The following is a 17,226-nucleotide window of genomic DNA, read 5'->3' as shown; positions in this document are numbered from 1 at the left end:
TTAAACTTAGGGGCTTTGGTCAAACCCAAGCCCCCAAAAATTCACTTCTGATTTAAGCTTGTTGTGCGTACAGCTTTTCTAATCGCTGCGCAATCTCTGGTGCGATTAAGCCGATGATATCTTGTCTGAGCTTTTCGCTGATTGGCGAGTGCTGCAGTTGGCCATCATCACTATCTGCCAGTAATTCATTTTCTCTTAGCGCGTTTACAAAGGTCGCCAGTACATTTTTATCGAAAAACTCAGGTGAGCTGATACCGTGCAAGGAAGATAATCGCTCGGCAAATTTGGCGCTTTGTTTTTCTAATGCACTGCGACTCATTTTATTTTCTTTGGCTAATAATGACAGCACTAACGCATAGCGTTGCAAGGTTTCTTGCACACAACGATTGAGTAGCCACAATGAGTAGAATGAAGTGGCAGTGGCGTCAGCGTGAGTTAGCTTTTTGCCGTTATTCACGATCATGCCCATCTCTTGCATGCTGTGTATCAGGCTTTCGGCATACTCACGGGCTTGCTCGCTGCTCATGTACAAAAACAATTCACGTTGTAACAGCGGGTACAATCGCATTACAAGATCGAGTAACTTGGTTTTCTCCATGCCATTTTTGGCAAACAAAATAGCGGCTATTAACCCTGGCATGGCAAATAAATGCAGAATGTTGTTTCGATAGTAAGTCAGGGCCACGGCGTTGCGACGCTCTAACGAAATGATCTTGCCGAAACTGTCTTCAGTGACGCGCATTTTGCCTAATTTAAGGGTCTTGGCCACAATCTCAGCGCCGGTTTTCTCCGGTAAGCTGACTAAACTGCTATAAGGTGAGAGTTTCAGCAAATGCAGGTAGTCATCGACTGCCTGTTCAAGTTCTTTTTGACCCATGGCAGACTTTTTCGCCGACAACAAACACAGCGCACAGATTGACATACCACTGATGGCGGCAGTTTGGTTGATGCGCATCATCACTTGATTAGCTAGAATATTGACGGTGGGCGTTAGCCAACTGGGCTTTTTGTCAGAGTCAGTCCCTTGTGCCTCTCGCCAGTTTGGCACTTGCGAATCGAGGAAGTTGTTCAGTTGAATGGGTTCGCCGAAATTCAAGAATCCATGACCGTAGTTTTTAAGTTTACGGACCGCTGAAAAAACGCCTAAAAAGGATTCTTTTTTCTTACTCTTGCCCTTGAGCTCTTTAAGGTAGCTGCCAACTTCCATAACGTGTTCATAACCAATGTAAACAGGCACGATACTGACCGGACGATTCACGCCCTTGATCATGGCCTGCAACGTCATGGCGAGCATCCCCGTTTTGGGGGGCAGCAAACGTCCAGTGCGGCTGCGACCGCCTTCAGCGTAATATTTAACGGAATAGCCTTTATTGAAAAGCAATTCAAGGTATTCACGGAAAACCGCGGTGTACAGTTTATTGCCAGCGAAACTGCGGCGTAAGAAAAAGGCGCCTCCGCGTCTGAAAATGCCGCCTACGGGCCAGAAGTTGAGATTGATGCCGGCTGCAATGTGCGGTGTCACTAAGCCTTCGTGGTAAATAACGTAGGTAAGCAATAAATAATCCATGTGACTGCGATGACAAGGCACATAAATAATTTCGTGGCCTTTTTGCGCCAAGGCTCTCACTTTATCGGCATGACCAACATCGATGCCATCGTATATTTTGTTCCAGATACGCGTCAGTACGCGGTCGCCGAAGCGGATCAGGCTTTCACGATAATCGGCGGCAATTTCATTAATATAGGATTTGGCCAAGGCTTTGGTTTTTTCGGGCGGCAGCTTTTTGAGTCTGCCTTCTTCGGCCATGGCATTCTTAACCGACGAAGAGCCCAGAATGGAGTTATATAGCTCTTGCTTCTCTAACAAGGTTGGACCATTGAATGCTTGGCGCTTACGATGAAAGTGAGTACCGGCTAACCTTATCAGTTTGTGGGCAATTTCCGCTTCAGTGCCTGGTAACCTAGTCATAGCGCGCGACGAAACGGCTTTACTGTATGAAACGAAATTGTCGCGACCTAGAAACAGCACGATAAAGAATTTACGTAACCAGCTGGGCGATGCTTTGTCGGCCAGTAAATCGGCTAACCCGGTCGATTTCCTTCCTGGTGCTCTACCCCAAAAAATAGTGACGGGCACGATTTGCAAGTCGAGGCTTTCGTCTTCGCGATGCAATTTAAATAGGTGAGTGAAATCAGCCGCTATTTTGGTACCTTTGATGGTGCGTCCAACCAAAGACTGCGGTTGTTCTAAAAATACGCAGGCGCTGTGTTCTTCCTTGCCGATGCGAATCGTCTTGTTAGGGCTGGGAAGATCAACTTTTTGCGTGGACATCTTCAATACCAATTGGTCGGTAATGGAGTGAGTCCGCAACACGTAAATAATCGGTTTGTTTTTGTCTATTCCTAACTCTTTTTCGATATCTGTAGGAATATTATTTACTTTCACCAGCCATTTAACCGGTAACGTAAACAAGGAAAGCAGCAATTTATGCAGCCAGACCATATATCACACCTTGAGGTTTCAAAATCAACGGGAGCATAGCACGAAGCCGTGAATTATGCCTTTTTATGCTCGGTTGAAAAGCTAAATTTTGAGTTTGCCACGAAGAATCAGCGGAAAACCTTTTGAATTGATCATAACAATGTTTGTTTTCTAACATTAACTGTATATACTGACAGTTAAACTGTATAGAAAAACAGGCTGGTCATGCGTCCACTAACTCCAAGACAAGAAGAAATTTTACAGATCATTAAAACCACTATGTCTGAAACAGGCATGCCTCCCACGCGCGCTGAAATAGCTCGAACCTTAGGGTTTAAATCTGCTAATGCCGCTGAAGAGCATTTAAAAGCGTTGGCGCGAAAAGGCGTGATAGATATCTTACCTGGCACTTCTCGTGGGATTAAATTGAATGTTCCTCTAGATGATCAAATCGAAGAGCTCGGATTGCCACTTATCGGTCGTGTGGCCGCGGGTGAACCTATCTTGGCAGAAGAGCATGTAGAATGTCATTACAAAGTAGATCCGGATTTATTCAAACCCAGCGCTGACTTTTTACTGCGGGTCAGCGGTATGAGTATGAAAGACATTGGCATTTTAGACGGTGATCTGTTGGCTGTTCATCGCACCACCGATGTGCACAATGGTCAGGTAGTGGTCGCCCGTGTGGATGAAGACGTTACCGTAAAACGCCTTGAAAAACGCGGCCGCGAAGTGTTGTTACATGCTGAGAACGAAGACTTCAGTCCGATTAAAGTCGATTTAGCCAGTCAACCCTTCAATATCGAAGGGATTGCCGTCGGTGTTATTCGTAACGCCGATTGGATGTAAAAAGAGTTAGCGAACTGCCCACCTCAAAACAGCGTTAGAGGACAAGGATGTCCTCGTAGTGAGCCAATTTTATCTATCCGGCAAGCCTTTTAAACATGACTAAAGTCGATCTGCACTTCATGAGTCGAGCCGGTTTTATGAAGTCCATTTTCATCTGCTTTGTTTTTCACTTTAACTGATTAAAGTAACAGCAAGATCGTCGATCTGCACTCATCTGATCCCAAAAGCTTGGCGTACTGTAGAAATAGGTTTTGCTCATAAAAAATGCACACAAGCTGATTTTGGATAAAAATCAAGCGCTTGTTCAAAAGAATAACAAAAAACACTAGACTCAAACGCCAAGTTGGGTGATTCTTATACCGCTTTTTACAACGTCATAACAAAAATAAATCAAGTCATTTACCACTACTGAGTTTTTTTGCGGTTAATCACTGTTCGTTACTCCCTTGGCAAAGACTTATTTCAACAGGAGGTGTTGAGTGAAAAAGATATGGTCCAGCGCATTAGCATTACTAGTTAGTTGCTTTGCGTTTGCTGTCTCAGCAGAAACCAGTTCAGCTGTTGACCAATATCAGTTGAATTTGCGCAAAGGTGTCACTGATATTAGTGGGCAAGTCTACGACTTACATATGCTGATGTTTATCATCTGTGTAGTCATCGGCGTGCTTGTATTCGCGGTCATGTTTTGGAGCATGATATTCCATCGCAAATCACGTGGCGCTAAACCAGCTAATTTCCATGAAAGTGTCAAAGTAGAAATTGCTTGGACAATTATCCCTTTCATCATTTTGGTCGTTATGGCGTTTCCAGCTGCCAAAACCTTGATCGCAATGGAAGATACCAGTGAACCTGATGTGACCGTTTTGGTGACCGGGTCTCAGTGGAAGTGGCACTACAAGTACATGGATAATGACGTTGAGTTTTATTCTACACTTGCTACTCAGCCTGAGCAGATCAACAACAAATTCGACAAAGGTGAGAATTACTTACTTGAAGTAGATCGACCACTTGTCATTCCTACCGGCAGTAAAGTGCGATTCTTAGTAACCTCTGATGATGTTATTCACTCTTGGTGGGTGCCTGACTTTGCAGTTAAAAAAGACGCAAACCCTGGCTTTATCAATGAAGCTTGGACTAACGTCAATGAGCCAGGTATATACCGTGGCCAGTGTGCTGAGCTGTGTGGTAAAGATCATGGCTTTATGCCAATTGTGGTCATTGCCAAAGATCCTGCTGACTATCAGGCATGGATTTCAGAGCAACAAGAAGCACAACGCAAAGCCAAAGAAGAAGAGCAGCGTTTACTAGCGATGAATATGAGCATGGAAGAGCTGATGAGTACTGGCGAACAAGTTTACTTGCGCACCTGTGCCGCGTGTCACCAACCCAATGGTCAAGGTCTTCCGGGCGTATTCCCTGGGTTAGCGGGTAGCGAAATGGCGCTAAATGATATTCAAGGTCATATCGATATTGTTGTGAATGGTAAAGCAGGCACATCAATGCAGGCCTTTGGTAAGCAGCTTACGATGAGTGAAGTCGCAGCAGTGGTAACCTACGAGCGTAATGCTTGGGGCAATAACACTGGCGATATGATTCAAGCAAAAGACGTCAATGCCGTCATAAACGGAAAATAGGAGGTTGGTTATGAGTACCGCAACAACAGAACTAGATCACGATGACCATCATCACCATGCTCCCAGCGGCATAAAACGTTGGCTATATACAACCAACCACAAAGATATAGGTACCCTATATTTGTGGTTCGCGTTCATCATGTTTTTAATTGGTGGCGCAATGGCCATGGTGATCCGCGCTGAATTATTTCAGCCTGGTTTACAAATAGTAGAGCCAAACTTCTTTAACCAAATGACCACAGTGCATGGATTGATCATGGTGTTTGGTGCTGTAATGCCAGCCTTTACAGGCTTGGCTAACTGGTTAGTACCAATGATGATTGGTGCGCCAGATATGGCACTGCCAAGAATGAATAACTGGAGCTTCTGGATACTACCGGGTGCTTTCACAATTCTTCTAGCATCTTTGTTTATGGAAGGTGGCGGTCCTGCGTTTGGTTGGACTTTCTACGCGCCTTTGTCTACCACATACTCGAATGACACTACCGCACTATTTGTGTTCTCGGTTCACATTATGGGTATTTCATCCATTATGGGAGCGATTAACGTCATAGTGACGATTTTCAATATGCGTGCCCCAGGCATGACATGGATGAAAATGCCGTTGTTCGTGTGGACTTGGTTAATTACGGCATTCTTGTTAATCGCCGTAATGCCGGTATTGGCCGGTGCAGTAACAATGGTTTTGACTGATAAGTTCTTCGGTACTAGCTTCTTCGATGCGGCTGGTGGTGGCGACCCTGTAATGTTCCAGCATATATTCTGGTTCTTCGGTCACCCTGAAGTGTACATCATGATTTTGCCTGCATTTGGTATTATCTCGGCGATTATCCCAACCTTCTCGCGTAAGAAGCTGTTTGGCTACGCGTCTATGGTATACGCAACAACGTCAATCGCCTTGCTATCGTTTATTGTGTGGGCTCACCACATGTTTACGACAGGGATGCCGGTGGGGGCCGAACTGTTCTTTATGTTTGCCACTATGCTGATCTCAGTCCCTACTGGGGTAAAAGTGTTTAACTGGGTTGCTACTATGTGGCGCGGGTCCTTGACCTTCGAAGTACCTATGTTGTTCGCGTTAGCCTTTATCGTACTTTTCACCATTGGTGGGCTGTCTGGTTTGATGCTGGCAATAGTGCCGGTAGACTTCCAATACCATGATACTTACTTTGTGGTAGCGCATTTCCATTATGTACTAGTGACAGGCGCAATCTTCTCGATTATGGCCGCGGTCTATTATTGGTTGCCTAAGTGGACCGGTAAGATGTTCGATGTGACTTTGGCTAAATGGCATTTCTGGTGTTCATTGATTTCGGTAAACGTGTTGTTTTTCCCAATGCACTTTGTCGGATTAGCGGGTATGCCTCGTCGTATTCCTGATTATGCATTGCAGTTTGCTGACTTCAACAAGTGGATCTCTTTAGGTGGCTTTGCCTTTGGTCTATCTCAGCTAATTTTCTTAGCCTTGCTGATCAAAGCGTGTCGTAAGAAAGGTGAGCCTGTTTCTGCACAAGTGTGGGAAGGGGCGGAAGGACTAGAATGGGAAATCCCCTCTCCAGCGCCTTATCACACCTTTGAAACACCACCTGTGATCAAATAAAAGAAGATTGACATGAGCGAAGCAAAGCACGATCAAAAGGACAAAAACGGCAAGCTTGTTTTCAAGCTTGTCGCCACTGTGTTCCTGATGTTCGGTTTTGCTTTTGCGTTGGTTCCGCTGTATGACGTATTTTGTGATATTACCGGTATCAATGGTCGTACCGCAGATTCAGCAGCCGTTTATGAATCGGTAGAAGTTGATCGGTCGCGTAAAATTACCATTGAGTTTATCACCCGTACGAATACAGGCATGCCGTGGGAATTCAAGGCTCAAACACGTAAAGTGGAAGTCTTTCCTGGCGAGATGAACCAAGTCGATTTCTACGTTAAAAATGCGACTAATAAAGATTATGTAGCTCAGGCTATTCCTTCGGTATCACCGGGAACAGCAGCGCTATATATCAATAAGACTGAGTGTTTCTGCTTCAATCACCAGCCCTTAGCGGCAGGTGCAGAAGCGGTAATGCCGATGAAGTTTTATATTGATCCACAACTACCCAAAGATATTACGTTTTTTACGCTTCAATATACCTTGTACGACGTAACCGCTAGTGCCCAAGATGTTGCAATGAATCAAGGTTAAAAAGGAAAAAAAATGGCACAACAACAAGAGTACGAAAAATATTATGTTCCCGAGCAAAGCCCTTGGCCTATTGTTGGCGCGGTGGCTTTATTCTTAATCGCCTTTGGTGCTGGCAATTTCGTTGTCGAACAAACTCGCGGCGAATCAGGCTACGGCGGCTGGGTCCTTACCGCTGGTTTTGCAACTTTGCTAGTGATGCTAGTGGGTTGGTTTAGAAATCAGATAGAAGAATCTATGTCTGGGTTGTATAGCGCACAATTAGGGCGCTCTTACCGTCAAGGCATGGCATGGTTTATCTTCTCGGAAGTGATGTTCTTTGCCGCCTTCTTTGGCGCGTTATTCTATGCCCGTATGATTTCTATTCCATGGCTTGATGGCGCGGGTAATAATGCCAGTACTGCGGCGGTTCTTTGGCCTGATTTTGAGGCTATGTGGCCACTGACAACCACCCCCGCAGGTGTTGAAACCACTGCGATGCCGTGGACTGGTCTGCCTTTATACAATACGATTATATTGATGATCTCATCGGTAACTTGTCATATGGCACACGTTGCGCTTGAAAAGCAAAACCGAAAAGCCCTAAAAGGTTGGTTGGGTGTCACTATTGTTTTGGGTTGTATCTTCTTGTTCATGCAAGTGGAAGAATATATCCACGCATACACAGAAATGAACCTCACCTTACAATCAGGTATTTACGGCAACACCTTCTTCTTACTGACGGGCTTCCACGGAATGCACGTGACGCTGGGAACTATCATTTTAATGGTATTGTTCTTTAGGGTGTTGAAAGGTCACTTTACGCCAGACAATCATTTTGCCTTCCAAGCAGGAAGCTGGTATTGGCACTTTGTTGATGTCGTTTGGGTAATGCTGTTCTTGTTTGTTTATATCTTATAGAAACTGATAATTCGCGCCCATTAATACGGGCGCGGATTTGGTTCAATCAATCCAGTCACAACTGCTAGTAATAATAAAATCACAATAATGACGGACGTCAAAACCCGTCTTCCAATATATTTACTCATAGGAGGCTGGTCCGGGTCGTTTTTCAGCATAATCACCATGGCGCGAAACAGGTTGTACACCATAAACAGCAGCAATCCGCCTACGATTAGTTTAACTAGCAAAATCGATTTCTCCTCTACTCAATGACTACAGATTCAAAGTCTTCATCAGACCAGAAACCACCTTACTTTGCCACTTTTTTCACCTTGGTTGCGGTTGTTTTGCTGATCTCATTAGGATTTTGGCAAATGCAAAGAGCGCAAGAGAAGCAAGAGCGTGTGACACAAATTGAGCAACGTCAATCGGTGTCTAGATTGTCATTGGATACTGTGCTTAACGAGCAAGACAGGCGTGACTTACCTTTCGAGGTTAAAGGGGCGCTGCAGCTCGATAAGGTATTTTTATTAGACAATCGAATTGAAACTGGTCAAGTGGGTTTCCATGTATTAGTGCCACTTGAGACTGAGTCCGGTGTGTTGATGATTAATTTTGGTTGGATAAAGGCCAACGCGTATCGAGATCAGTTACCGCAAATTCAACTCAACCAAGATACCTATTCTTTTTATGGCATAAGTGCGGTGCCGACGCATAATCCCATGGTGACAGAAACAGCGACTGCATCGGCTCCTTGGCCTCGCGTTATCCAGAGTATCGATTTGACCCTGATGAGTGCGTTTTTAGACCACCCATTGCTACCGGTAGTCATGCAACTAGCACCTGAACATCAAATGGGCTTTGTCAGAAATTGGCAGCCAGTGGTCATGGCCCCCGAAAAACATTATGCCTACGCACTCCAGTGGTTTGGATTGGCGTTGGCCTGCGTCATCATTTATTTTGTTGCACTTCGAAAAAGGAGATCTAAAACTCATGACTGAGGTAAACCCCAAGCCTAAGAGTAAAACCCCAATGCTTATGGTCGTGGTATTTGTATTACCCGTAGTTCTGGCCTATTTTGCCCTCCAATTTGACTGGTTCAATAAAGCATCAACTAATCGTGGCGAGTTGCTGTCGCCGACCCTTGATTTAACACCAGTATCATCTGATCTCGAAGCCAAATGGCGGCTATTGTATGTAATGCCGCAAAATTGCTCTGCATCTTGTGAGAATGCGCTTTATAGCATTAATCAAATATGGGTTGCGCTAGGTAAAGAATCTGACCGCGTAGAGCCGTTAGTTTTGCTAACGGAAGACAGTGAACGTCCTGAAAATACCGAAATGAATAACCATCCGCACATTCAAGTGTTAACCACATCACGACAAAATGTAAATAAGGTGTTTAAAGATGGCGCCACAGATGGTATTTTCATCGTCGATACGTTAGGGAATATCATTCTAAAGTATTCATTAAAACAACAACAAGAAGAAGCGATTCAACAAAGTCGCGATATATTGGCCGATTTGCGAAAAGTGCTTAAACTCTCCCGTATCGGCTAGGGAATGGTAGTAATGAAAAAATTAGTGCTGGCAGCCGTTATGCTTGCAGTTGTGGTAATTATACTGGGTGCCTATACGCGACTTACTGACGCGGGTTTGGGCTGTCCAGATTGGCCAGGGTGTTACGGCCACCTCACTGTACCTAAGACACAAAGCCATATTGAAATAGCAGAGAATGCATTTCCAGACCGTCCGTTTGAAGCCCATAAGGCGTGGAACGAAATGATCCACCGTTATGCCGCTGGGATGCTTGGATTAGTGATATTAGCGATCTTCATTATTAGCTTTATAAAGCGTAATTATCACAGTCCAGTCAAACTGCCTTTTTTCCTATTGTGCCTCGTCTGTTTCCAGGCCGCTTTAGGTATGTGGACGGTGACGCTAAACCTACTGCCGGTGGTGGTTATGGGGCACTTGCTGGGCGGGTTCGCGGTACTTTCATGCTTGTATTTGTTATACCTACGTTTGTCAGATTATCGGATTCCCGGCGGTGACGCTGCGATGAAGAAATTCGCCAAATACAGTGCCTTAGGTATTGTGATACTAGTCGGACAAATTGCGTTGGGCGGATGGACGTCGGCTAATTATGCTGCGCTGGCGTGTGTCGAGTTCCCACTGTGCGGTGGTGGTGATGACTGGGTAAGTAAAATTGATATTGCTGGCGCTTTTAGCGTGCCTGCTGCCGAAAACTACGAATTCGGTGCCCACACTGCAGAGGAACGTATGACCATGCACGTTGCGCATCGAATTGGCGCCATCATTACTTTTATTTATTTATGCTGGCTTGCAATCAGACTTTACGTCAATGCTGCCTCGCAGATGATTAAAAGCATGGTCATCGGCTTGGTATTAGTGCTAGGTCTGCAAATCATGCTGGGTGTCAGTAACGTATTGTTCAGCCTACCTATTGCGATTGCGGTGATGCACAACGCGGTAGCGGCATTCTTATTATTGATTATGGTGAAGCTCTGCTACACCCTGTACCGAAAGACTTAGGAGACCGATGTGCAAAAGACCATCGACGGAACCTACGCAAAAGCACCTAGTGCTTCTGCAACATGGCGAGACTACTACGAACTAACCAAGCCAAAAGTAATAATGTTACTGTTGTTAACGGCACTGGTGGGCATGTGCTTGGCTACTGACGGTTGGGTTAGTTGGCAAATTCTAGTCGCAGGGCTAGGCGGTATAGGGTTACTTTCATCTGCTGCGGCGGTCATAAATCATGTGGTCGATCGCAAAATCGACAGTAAAATGGCGCGAACTTTTAATCGACCTGTGACGAAAGGCAAAATTAGCCCAAAACGGGCACTACTTTTTGCGTTGCTGTTAGGTGTGGCGGGATATCTTTGCTTAGAGTTATGGGTAAATAGACTCACTGCGGTACTTACCTTATTAAGTTTGGTTGGCTACGCAGTGATCTACACCATGTATCTAAAACGTGCCACGCCGCAAAATATCGTTATAGGTGGCTTGGCAGGCGCAGCGCCACCGTTACTTGGTTGGACAGCGGTAACAGGCGAAATTCATTCTCACGCATTGTTGCTGGTATTGATTGTATTTACGTGGACACCGCCCCACTTTTGGGCGTTGGCAATACATCGAGTTAAAGATTATGCCAAGGCTGAGATCCCTATGTTGCCCGTGACCCACGGCGTGGAATTTACCAAAACATCAGTGCTACTTTATACATTACTACTCACTATCGTGTGCTTGTTACCCTTTTTAACCGGTATGTCAGGTTTAATCTACTTAGTGGGTGCCTCGTTATTAAATGCAGGTTTTATGTATTACGCATGGAAACTGAAGTTTGCTAGCAATGAAGCCACTGCCATGAAGACCTTTGGGTTTTCCATCGTGCATTTGATGGTGCTTTTCGTTGTGTTGCTGGTAGATCACTACTTTAAATTCTCACTATGAAACAGCAGACCTTAGTCGGCATTGTTGCAATACTTGCATTGATCGCAGGATTGTATGTGGCGGTGGTGATAGCGCCCCCGGGTGAGACGAAATATCTGAGTGAGTACCCGCAAGCACGTGCGTTACCAGATTTTGAGCTCTATGATCAAAATGGCGAGAGCTTCAACAACTCTCATCTGCTGGATCATTGGACGCTGGCGTTTGTGGGGTATACCTTCTGTCCCGATATCTGTCCTACCACTATGGCGGAGTTAAAAAAGATCTATCCTGAACTATCAAACATTGAATCTGAGTTTCCTGTTCAAGTTTGGTTTTTATCTGTCGATCCTGCTAGAGATACGGCGGAGCGCCTTAATCAATATGTGAACTTCTTTAATCCAGATTTTATTGCTACCTCTGGAGAGCATAGGCAGCTGTTCCCGCTGGTAAGAGGAATGGGCATGATGTACTCCATGAGCGACGATATGAATGACCCAAATTACCTTGTCGACCATAGCTCATCGATTACCGTGATCAACCCTAAAGGGCATGTAATTGGCAGGTTTAAGCCGCAATTTGAACCCGGAAAATTGGCCATTAGCGACAGTCAGCAAATACTTGAAGATATGCCAATACTCGTCACTCGATAGAGGTGATTATGCCAACACCTGTGGTGGTGCAAGCGCAGCAATCTGATGCCGAGTTACTCGCTTCTCTTATCTATGCTTCTGCAGCAGAAAACCTCAATAGTGTGTTCAGCGGCCATAAAGACGACTTAACCACCGCTCAGCGAACAAAAATCAGTGTCGCCTACTTACGGCAAGCGTTGCAGTCTGCAGATGGCCAATTCGGTTACCAAAATCAATACGTCATTCGACATGGAAGCGACCTCTCAGCGTGTGTGAGCTTTTGGGTTAACCCTATGCCCGATTCATTTAAACAAGCCACCTTAACGAGCCTTTTGAATTTCTTCAGTGGTTTAGACTGTGCATTGATTCTGCGTAACAGCCAACACTTAGCGCAGTTAGTGCAAACTCCAGACGATCAATCGCTCAGCGTCGGCCATTTAGCGGTAGGTGCAAAATATCGTCGTCAGGGGCACTCCAAAGCGTTATTGGATTTTTGTGAACAACAAGCACGCTCACTGGGTAAAACGCGTTTAATATTGGACTTAAATGCGACTAATGACGCCGCACTTAAGAGTTACCAGTCTTTTGGATTCAAGCCAATTAATACAGTCTCGCCCACAGATGAAGGGATTGCGTTAGGTCTTAGTGCCCATATTCACATGTGCAAATCGTTACGTTAGTCTTTTTCTGGCGCTGTGCGTATCACTTTCTAGCACTATGTGCGATTTGATTGTACTGACTATGCAACGCTTTAAAGATCGCAATTTCAACTGAGAATTACCTAATTCCGCTTGATACTTCTATGCTTACCATAAAGCCGCTAGCACCGTTAGCTTAAAGGGTGGGCGATACACTTTGATGAGGAAAATACCCCATGGCGATTCAAACCAAAAACCAAGTCATTCCCCAGCAAGCTTTCGATTGGTATGACGAATATGCCCACGGTGACATTGATCGCCGAACCTTTCTCACTCGTTTGTCTTCACTTGCGCTAAGTGGGTTGGCTATCTCAACTATCGCTGACTCGCTAACGCCAAATTATGCGCTAGCGGAACAAGTGTCCTTTAATGATCCCGATATTACCGCCCGTTACCAAACCTATGATTCACCCCAAGGCCACGGTCAAGGAAAAGGCTATTTGGTGCAGCCTAACTCACTAACAACACCGGCACCTTGTGTATTAGTGGTGCATGAAAACCGTGGGTTAAACCCTTACATTAAAGATGTTGCAAGACGCCTAGCCAAAGCCGGTTTTATCGCATTTGCTCCTGATGCTTTGTTTCCTTTGGGCGGATACCCAGGTAATGACGACGACGGTCGAGCGATGCAACGTTCGATGGACAGGGATAAAATTGAACAAGACTTTATTGCCGCCGCGACCTTTTTAAAGGCGCACGACAAAGGCAATGGAAAGTTAGGTGTGGTGGGATTTTGCTTCGGTGGTTACATCAGCAATATGTTGGCCGCCAGTATTCCTGAGACAATAGATGCGGCGGTGCCCTTTTACGGTTCGCCGGCTAAGTCAGAGATTGTTAATCAGGTACAAGCGCCTTTACTTATTCAACTTGCGGAGTTGGATAAGCGCATCAATGCTACTTGGCCAGACTATGAAGCTGTGCTCAAAGAAAATTCTGTTAACTATACCGCGCACGTTTATGCTGGTGTGAATCATGGCTTTCACAACGACTCAACTAGTCGCTATGACAAACCCGCGGCTGAATTAGCGTGGCAAAGAACTTTGGATTTTTTCAATACTCATTTGCGTCAACCTAAGACCAGCTAAGCGTAAAAATTGCCTTATTGAGGGGCACTTATTATTCAGCGTTCAGGTTGTTTTAGTGTGCCAGTTAATCCGGCCACTGATGATCTTCTGTGGGCACAAACCAAGGTTGTGAAAACCAGTAAAATCGACCTTGATGGCGTTGACTCGGTGCGGTGCAATTAACTCTAGAGCGTCCAACAGACAACGGCTTTTCAAATGAAAAGGTGAAACTGGATTGTTGCCACTGGGTGCTTATTTGTTGCCCTTCAAAATAGCAAGCAAGTTGGTTCGACAAGATATCACTGGTTTCTATGGTCACCGTTTGGGTTGGCTGGCGATCCGCAAAAGTTAACTGCGGTTGCTGGATTTTTGTCGCTATTACAGGCATATCTAAGCTGTTTAACTTCACTTTTAAGGTGTCTAAATTGGCATAAATGCCAGCCGCGGGAAAACGTGGAAGTGCACCAAAATTGCTGTTGCTTGAGACTGCGCCTGAGTGCTGACCAAATCCGATATACCCACGTTCTTGAATGGCCTCACTTAACGCTTGATTGTATTCGCCATAAGGGTAGGCCAATAATTTATGACTATGACCCGTTTTTTCATGCAACACCGCTTCGGCATGCTCTATGTCTTTGAGAGTAGCGTCTAGCCAGTCATCTTGCTCGCTACCTAATAACAGGTGCTTGTGCTTACTGGTATGATTGGCAAAGGTTACGCCCTCTTTTTGCAGCTCGGCTACTTCCTCCCAGCTCAGTTGTTGGCTTTCATTACCAATAACATCGGGATTGATAAAGATGGTGTACGGAAATCCGTGTTTGCGCAAAATTGGGTGGGCATTTTGTGCAATATTTTGATAACCATCGTCAAAGGTGATGGCGACCGCCTTACCCGGCAGTGGGCTGCTCGTTTTTAGGCTTTCGATTAATTTGGGTAAACTCACCACATTATGATTTTCTGCCAAATACTGCATGTGCTTGGCAAAGTTTTCAGCACTGATGGAGGTACTCGGTGGTGTTTGATCACTGACATGATGATACATTAAGATCACGCCATGCCCAGTAGTGGCAAAAGTCGCCGCAGTAAAGCAACAAAAGAAACACGCGGCTCCGATCAATTTTTGTATGATGTGCATAACTAACCCCCTTTGCTATCAATAAGAGATCCTAGCATTGCCCAATTCATTAGACCATGCCAAACCTAGTCTTGGTGCAAAAAAGCGCAGCGCCCACTACGCACTACTAGCCTTAGTCGTGCCAATGTTACTTGCCCATTTAACCGCGCCATTAATGGGACTGGTCGATACCGCCGTATTGGGGCATATGCAAGGCAGTCATTATTTAGCCGGTGCTTCTTTTGCCGCTTTGGTGTTGACCCAAATATATTGGATTTGTGGTTTCATACGGATGTCAGCAACAGGGCTCAGCGCGCAGGCTCGAGGACAACAATCTACTGAAGCCGCCAGCCGCGTGTTATATCAAAGTTTATTCAGTGCTGTAGTGATAGGTGCGGCGATCCTGGCACTGGGTCCACTCATTCTGTACGTCAGTTTTGTCTTCACGGATGCCAATGATGCGGTATCCAAGGTCATTGAAGATTACTTCTATGTTCGTTTGTGGGGAGCGCCAGCGGCACTGGCCAATTTAGCCCTCATTGGCTGGATGCTAGGCCAACAACAGGCTCGGGCAGTTATGGCAATTCAGATTACCGGAAATTTGTTAAATATTGGTCTCAATCTACTGTTTGTCTATGTGTTCGATTGGGATGTAAAAGGGGTTGCTGGTGCCAGCGTGTTTGTTGAATACTTCATTGCGTTTGCGAGCTTGACGTATATCTTTAAAGGCGGGATCCGCCACCTGCAGTTTTCATGGCTAGGACTCAAAAGTTTATCCGTCATCAGCAAACTCAATTCCGCTATGCTGGGCAGAAATCTGGCATTGCAAGCGTGCTTGGTGTTCATGACATTTCAGGGACTCAGGCTCGGTGAACAAACCGCCGCTATCAATGCCATTTTAATGCAGTTTTTTGTATTGATTTCCCTTGGACTCGATGCGGTGGCCTATGGTGTCGAAGCTAAAATAGGCGAAGCTAAGGGCGCAAAAAGCCCCCGCGAGTTAAAATCAAATGCCTTGATTGGCCTGTTTTGGTCAAATGGTTTTGCTCTCGTTTATACCCTGCTTTTCATCTTTTTCGGCGTCACTATTATTCATCTACTCACCGATCTTGAATCGCTTAGAGAGGCTAGTTACCAATTTTTACCCATGGTGTATGCATTGCCATTGGTTGGGCATTGGTGTTTCTTGATGGACGGCGTGTTTGTGGGGCTAACGCGAGCCAAAGCGATGCGTAATAGCATGGTGCTAGGTGCACTATTAGTTTTCTTTCCTGTTTGGTGGTTTCTGCAAGAACATGGAAATTGGGCTCTGTGGCTAGCGCTTTTGGCCTTACTTGCGTTTCGCGGGGTCAGTCTCAGCGCTTATTTTGTTTATCTCGCTCGGCAGCACCGCCTAATCGATTGAGGGTCTGTGAGAAGCGATTGGCAAAAATGCCTAAGTAGCCTTTAGCGGCAATCAAAAAACCGACCGCCAGCAATATCACCGCGGGAATTTGCAGAAAAATCCAAAACTGTAAACCCACATAAATCAGCACCACGCCGAGCACAAAAATGCCAAGGCCGATTTTAAAATCGGCCCAGCTTTTATGAGGATTGCTTCCCCAGCGGAAAAACAGATTTTTCATCGGCCTGGTGATCAGTAGTATGAATGCTCGCCAGCTTCATGCTCGGTAGCATCTTTGACGCCTGTCAATTCACCCGCAAAAGCAGCGAGCATTTGCTTTTCAATGCCGTCTTTGAGGGTCACATCGACCATTGAACAGCCATTACAGCCACCGCCGAATTGCAACACGGCTTCGCCTTTTTCGGTGATTTCCATCAATGATACTTTGCCGCCATGACTGGCTAATTGCGGATTAATTTCGGCTTCGATCATATAGCTAATGCGTTCCTCTAGCGGAGCATCATCAGACACCTTACGCGCTTTAGCATTAGGGGCCTTAAGCGTTAACTGTGAGCCCATTTGGTCGGTGACAAAATCAATTTCGGCTTCTTCTAAGAAGGGCGCACTTTCTTGATCCACAACGGCATCAAAGCCGTTAAACTCAATAACAGTGTCTGAACTTTCGACCGCGTCGGGCGGACAATATGACACGCCACACTCTGCGCCTGGGGTACCTGGGTTAACAACGAATACTCTGATATTTGAATCAGGTTCTTGTTTTTCAAGCAGTTTGACAAAGTGCGCTTGGGCACTTTCAGAAATAGTAATCATCATCATTCCTGATCGGTTTGA

At 45.5% G+C, this 17,226-nt stretch carries 18 protein-coding genes; 13 read left to right on the top strand and 5 right to left on the bottom strand.

What is annotated here, in order from left to right:
• Positions 1-52: 52 nt before the first annotated feature.
• Positions 53-2,503 carry a glycerol-3-phosphate 1-O-acyltransferase PlsB gene (gene plsB, locus ABD036_RS06490; RefSeq protein WP_343857744.1) on the bottom strand — a complete coding sequence of 817 codons (2,451 nt, stop codon included), beginning with the start codon at positions 2,501-2,503 and terminating at the stop codon, positions 53-55.
• Positions 2,504-2,707: 204 nt separating this feature from the next.
• On the opposite strand from plsB, the gene lexA reads away from it, so the two are divergent.
• The 5 genes from lexA (at position 2,708) to ABD036_RS06465 (ending at position 8,044) form a co-directional block, all read left to right on the top strand.
• Positions 2,708-3,331 (top strand): transcriptional repressor LexA, encoded by a 624-nt coding sequence (gene lexA, locus ABD036_RS06485; RefSeq protein ID WP_343857742.1) that lies wholly within the window; start codon positions 2,708-2,710, stop codon positions 3,329-3,331.
• A 479-nt stretch (positions 3,332-3,810) separates the two neighbouring features.
• On the top strand, positions 3,811-4,965 hold the full coding sequence (gene coxB, locus ABD036_RS06480; protein ID WP_425542548.1) for a cytochrome c oxidase subunit II: 1,155 nt from the start codon (positions 3,811-3,813) through the stop codon (positions 4,963-4,965).
• 10 nt (positions 4,966-4,975) lie between these two features.
• The gene (gene ctaD, locus ABD036_RS06475) at positions 4,976-6,565 is read left to right on the top strand and encodes a cytochrome c oxidase subunit I (protein WP_343857739.1); all 1,590 of its coding nucleotides are present in this window, start codon (positions 4,976-4,978) and stop codon (positions 6,563-6,565) included.
• Positions 6,566-6,577: 12 nt separating this feature from the next.
• A complete protein-coding gene (locus ABD036_RS06470) occupies positions 6,578-7,147 on the top strand; it encodes a cytochrome c oxidase assembly protein (protein WP_343857736.1) in 570 nt (189 codons plus the stop codon).
• 12 nt (positions 7,148-7,159) lie between these two features.
• Complete coding sequence (locus ABD036_RS06465) at positions 7,160-8,044, top strand: cytochrome c oxidase subunit 3 (protein ID WP_343857733.1); 885 nt, start codon at positions 7,160-7,162, stop codon at positions 8,042-8,044.
• Between the two features lie 20 nt (positions 8,045-8,064).
• Here the strand turns inward: ABD036_RS06465 and ABD036_RS06460 are convergent, their stop codons facing one another.
• Complete coding sequence (locus ABD036_RS06460; protein ID WP_343857731.1) at positions 8,065-8,274, bottom strand: DUF2909 domain-containing protein; 210 nt, start codon at positions 8,272-8,274, stop codon at positions 8,065-8,067.
• A gap of 21 nt (positions 8,275-8,295) precedes the next feature.
• On the opposite strand from ABD036_RS06460, the gene ABD036_RS06455 reads away from it, so the two are divergent.
• The 7 genes from ABD036_RS06455 (at position 8,296) to ABD036_RS06425 (ending at position 13,897) form a co-directional block, all read left to right on the top strand.
• Positions 8,296-9,027, top strand: coding sequence for an SURF1 family protein (locus tag ABD036_RS06455; RefSeq protein WP_343857729.1), 732 nt, complete (start codon positions 8,296-8,298; stop codon positions 9,025-9,027).
• Positions 9,020-9,586, top strand: a complete 567-nt coding sequence (locus tag ABD036_RS06450; protein ID WP_343857727.1) for a hypothetical protein — start codon at positions 9,020-9,022, stop codon at positions 9,584-9,586. Before ABD036_RS06455 ends, ABD036_RS06450 begins: the two co-directional genes overlap by 8 nt.
• Before the next feature lie 12 nt (positions 9,587-9,598).
• Positions 9,599-10,582 carry a COX15/CtaA family protein gene (locus ABD036_RS06445; RefSeq protein WP_343857725.1) on the top strand — a complete coding sequence of 328 codons (984 nt, stop codon included), beginning with the start codon at positions 9,599-9,601 and terminating at the stop codon, positions 10,580-10,582.
• Positions 10,583-10,591: 9 nt separating this feature from the next.
• On the top strand, positions 10,592-11,506 hold the full coding sequence (cyoE, locus tag ABD036_RS06440; RefSeq protein WP_343857723.1) for a heme o synthase: 915 nt from the start codon (positions 10,592-10,594) through the stop codon (positions 11,504-11,506).
• Positions 11,503-12,135 (top strand): SCO family protein, encoded by a 633-nt coding sequence (locus tag ABD036_RS06435; protein WP_343857721.1) that lies wholly within the window; start codon positions 11,503-11,505, stop codon positions 12,133-12,135. Before cyoE ends, ABD036_RS06435 begins: the two co-directional genes overlap by 4 nt.
• An 8-nt stretch (positions 12,136-12,143) precedes the next feature.
• Positions 12,144-12,794: a GNAT family N-acetyltransferase gene (locus ABD036_RS06430; RefSeq protein ID WP_343857719.1), complete on the top strand. Its 651-nt coding sequence runs from the start codon at positions 12,144-12,146 to the stop codon at positions 12,792-12,794.
• A 194-nt stretch (positions 12,795-12,988) separates the two neighbouring features.
• Positions 12,989-13,897 (top strand): dienelactone hydrolase family protein, encoded by a 909-nt coding sequence (locus ABD036_RS06425; RefSeq protein ID WP_343857717.1) that lies wholly within the window; start codon positions 12,989-12,991, stop codon positions 13,895-13,897.
• A 64-nt stretch (positions 13,898-13,961) separates the two neighbouring features.
• Here ABD036_RS06425 and ABD036_RS06420 read toward each other — a convergent pair whose 3' ends face one another.
• Positions 13,962-15,011, bottom strand: coding sequence for a polysaccharide deacetylase family protein (locus ABD036_RS06420; RefSeq protein ID WP_343857715.1), 1,050 nt, complete (start codon positions 15,009-15,011; stop codon positions 13,962-13,964).
• Positions 15,012-15,135: 124 nt separating this feature from the next.
• Here ABD036_RS06420 and ABD036_RS06415 point away from each other — a divergent pair, with 124 nt between their 5' ends.
• Complete coding sequence (locus ABD036_RS06415) at positions 15,136-16,395, top strand: MATE family efflux transporter (protein ID WP_343858016.1); 1,260 nt, start codon at positions 15,136-15,138, stop codon at positions 16,393-16,395.
• Here the strand turns inward: ABD036_RS06415 and ABD036_RS06410 are convergent.
• Entirely contained in the window at positions 16,346-16,615 is a 270-nt protein-coding gene (locus ABD036_RS06410) for a hypothetical protein (protein ID WP_343857712.1), read from the bottom strand. The genes ABD036_RS06415 and ABD036_RS06410 overlap by 50 nt on opposite strands.
• Before the next feature lie 11 nt (positions 16,616-16,626).
• On the bottom strand, positions 16,627-17,205 hold the full coding sequence (gene nfuA, locus ABD036_RS06405; RefSeq protein ID WP_343857710.1) for a Fe-S biogenesis protein NfuA: 579 nt from the start codon (positions 17,203-17,205) through the stop codon (positions 16,627-16,629).
• Positions 17,206-17,226: the final 21 nt, after the last annotated feature.

Source organism: Aliiglaciecola litoralis, from assembly GCF_039523355.1.
In the GTDB taxonomy this organism is placed as follows: domain Bacteria; phylum Pseudomonadota; class Gammaproteobacteria; order Enterobacterales; family Alteromonadaceae; genus Aliiglaciecola; species Aliiglaciecola litoralis.
The sequence above is the reverse complement of the archived record's forward strand: the minus strand, read 5'-3'. Positions and strand labels throughout refer to the sequence as shown.

What these genes read in the sequence shown, in the direction of transcription:
- plsB (WP_343857744.1), bottom strand. Translation starts at nt 2,503, where the DNA reads ATGGTCTGGCTGCATAAATTGCTGCTTTCCTTGTTTACGTTACCGGTT.
- lexA (WP_343857742.1), top strand. Translation starts at nt 2,708, where the DNA reads ATGCGTCCACTAACTCCAAGACAAGAAGAAATTTTACAGATCATTAAA.
- ctaD (WP_343857739.1), top strand. Translation starts at nt 4,976, where the DNA reads ATGAGTACCGCAACAACAGAACTAGATCACGATGACCATCATCACCAT.
- ABD036_RS06470 (WP_343857736.1), top strand. Translation starts at nt 6,578, where the DNA reads ATGAGCGAAGCAAAGCACGATCAAAAGGACAAAAACGGCAAGCTTGTT.
- ABD036_RS06465 (WP_343857733.1), top strand. Translation starts at nt 7,160, where the DNA reads ATGGCACAACAACAAGAGTACGAAAAATATTATGTTCCCGAGCAAAGC.
- ABD036_RS06455 (WP_343857729.1), top strand. Translation starts at nt 8,296, where the DNA reads ATGACTACAGATTCAAAGTCTTCATCAGACCAGAAACCACCTTACTTT.
- ABD036_RS06450 (WP_343857727.1), top strand. Translation starts at nt 9,020, where the DNA reads ATGACTGAGGTAAACCCCAAGCCTAAGAGTAAAACCCCAATGCTTATG.
- ABD036_RS06445 (WP_343857725.1), top strand. Translation starts at nt 9,599, where the DNA reads ATGAAAAAATTAGTGCTGGCAGCCGTTATGCTTGCAGTTGTGGTAATT.
- ABD036_RS06435 (WP_343857721.1), top strand. Translation starts at nt 11,503, where the DNA reads ATGAAACAGCAGACCTTAGTCGGCATTGTTGCAATACTTGCATTGATC.
- ABD036_RS06430 (WP_343857719.1), top strand. Translation starts at nt 12,144, where the DNA reads ATGCCAACACCTGTGGTGGTGCAAGCGCAGCAATCTGATGCCGAGTTA.
- ABD036_RS06425 (WP_343857717.1), top strand. Translation starts at nt 12,989, where the DNA reads ATGGCGATTCAAACCAAAAACCAAGTCATTCCCCAGCAAGCTTTCGAT.
- ABD036_RS06420 (WP_343857715.1), bottom strand. Translation starts at nt 15,011, where the DNA reads ATGCACATCATACAAAAATTGATCGGAGCCGCGTGTTTCTTTTGTTGC.
- ABD036_RS06415 (WP_343858016.1), top strand. Translation starts at nt 15,136, where the DNA reads ATGTTACTTGCCCATTTAACCGCGCCATTAATGGGACTGGTCGATACC.
- ABD036_RS06410 (WP_343857712.1), bottom strand. Translation starts at nt 16,615, where the DNA reads ATGAAAAATCTGTTTTTCCGCTGGGGAAGCAATCCTCATAAAAGCTGG.
- nfuA (WP_343857710.1), bottom strand. Translation starts at nt 17,205, where the DNA reads ATGATTACTATTTCTGAAAGTGCCCAAGCGCACTTTGTCAAACTGCTT.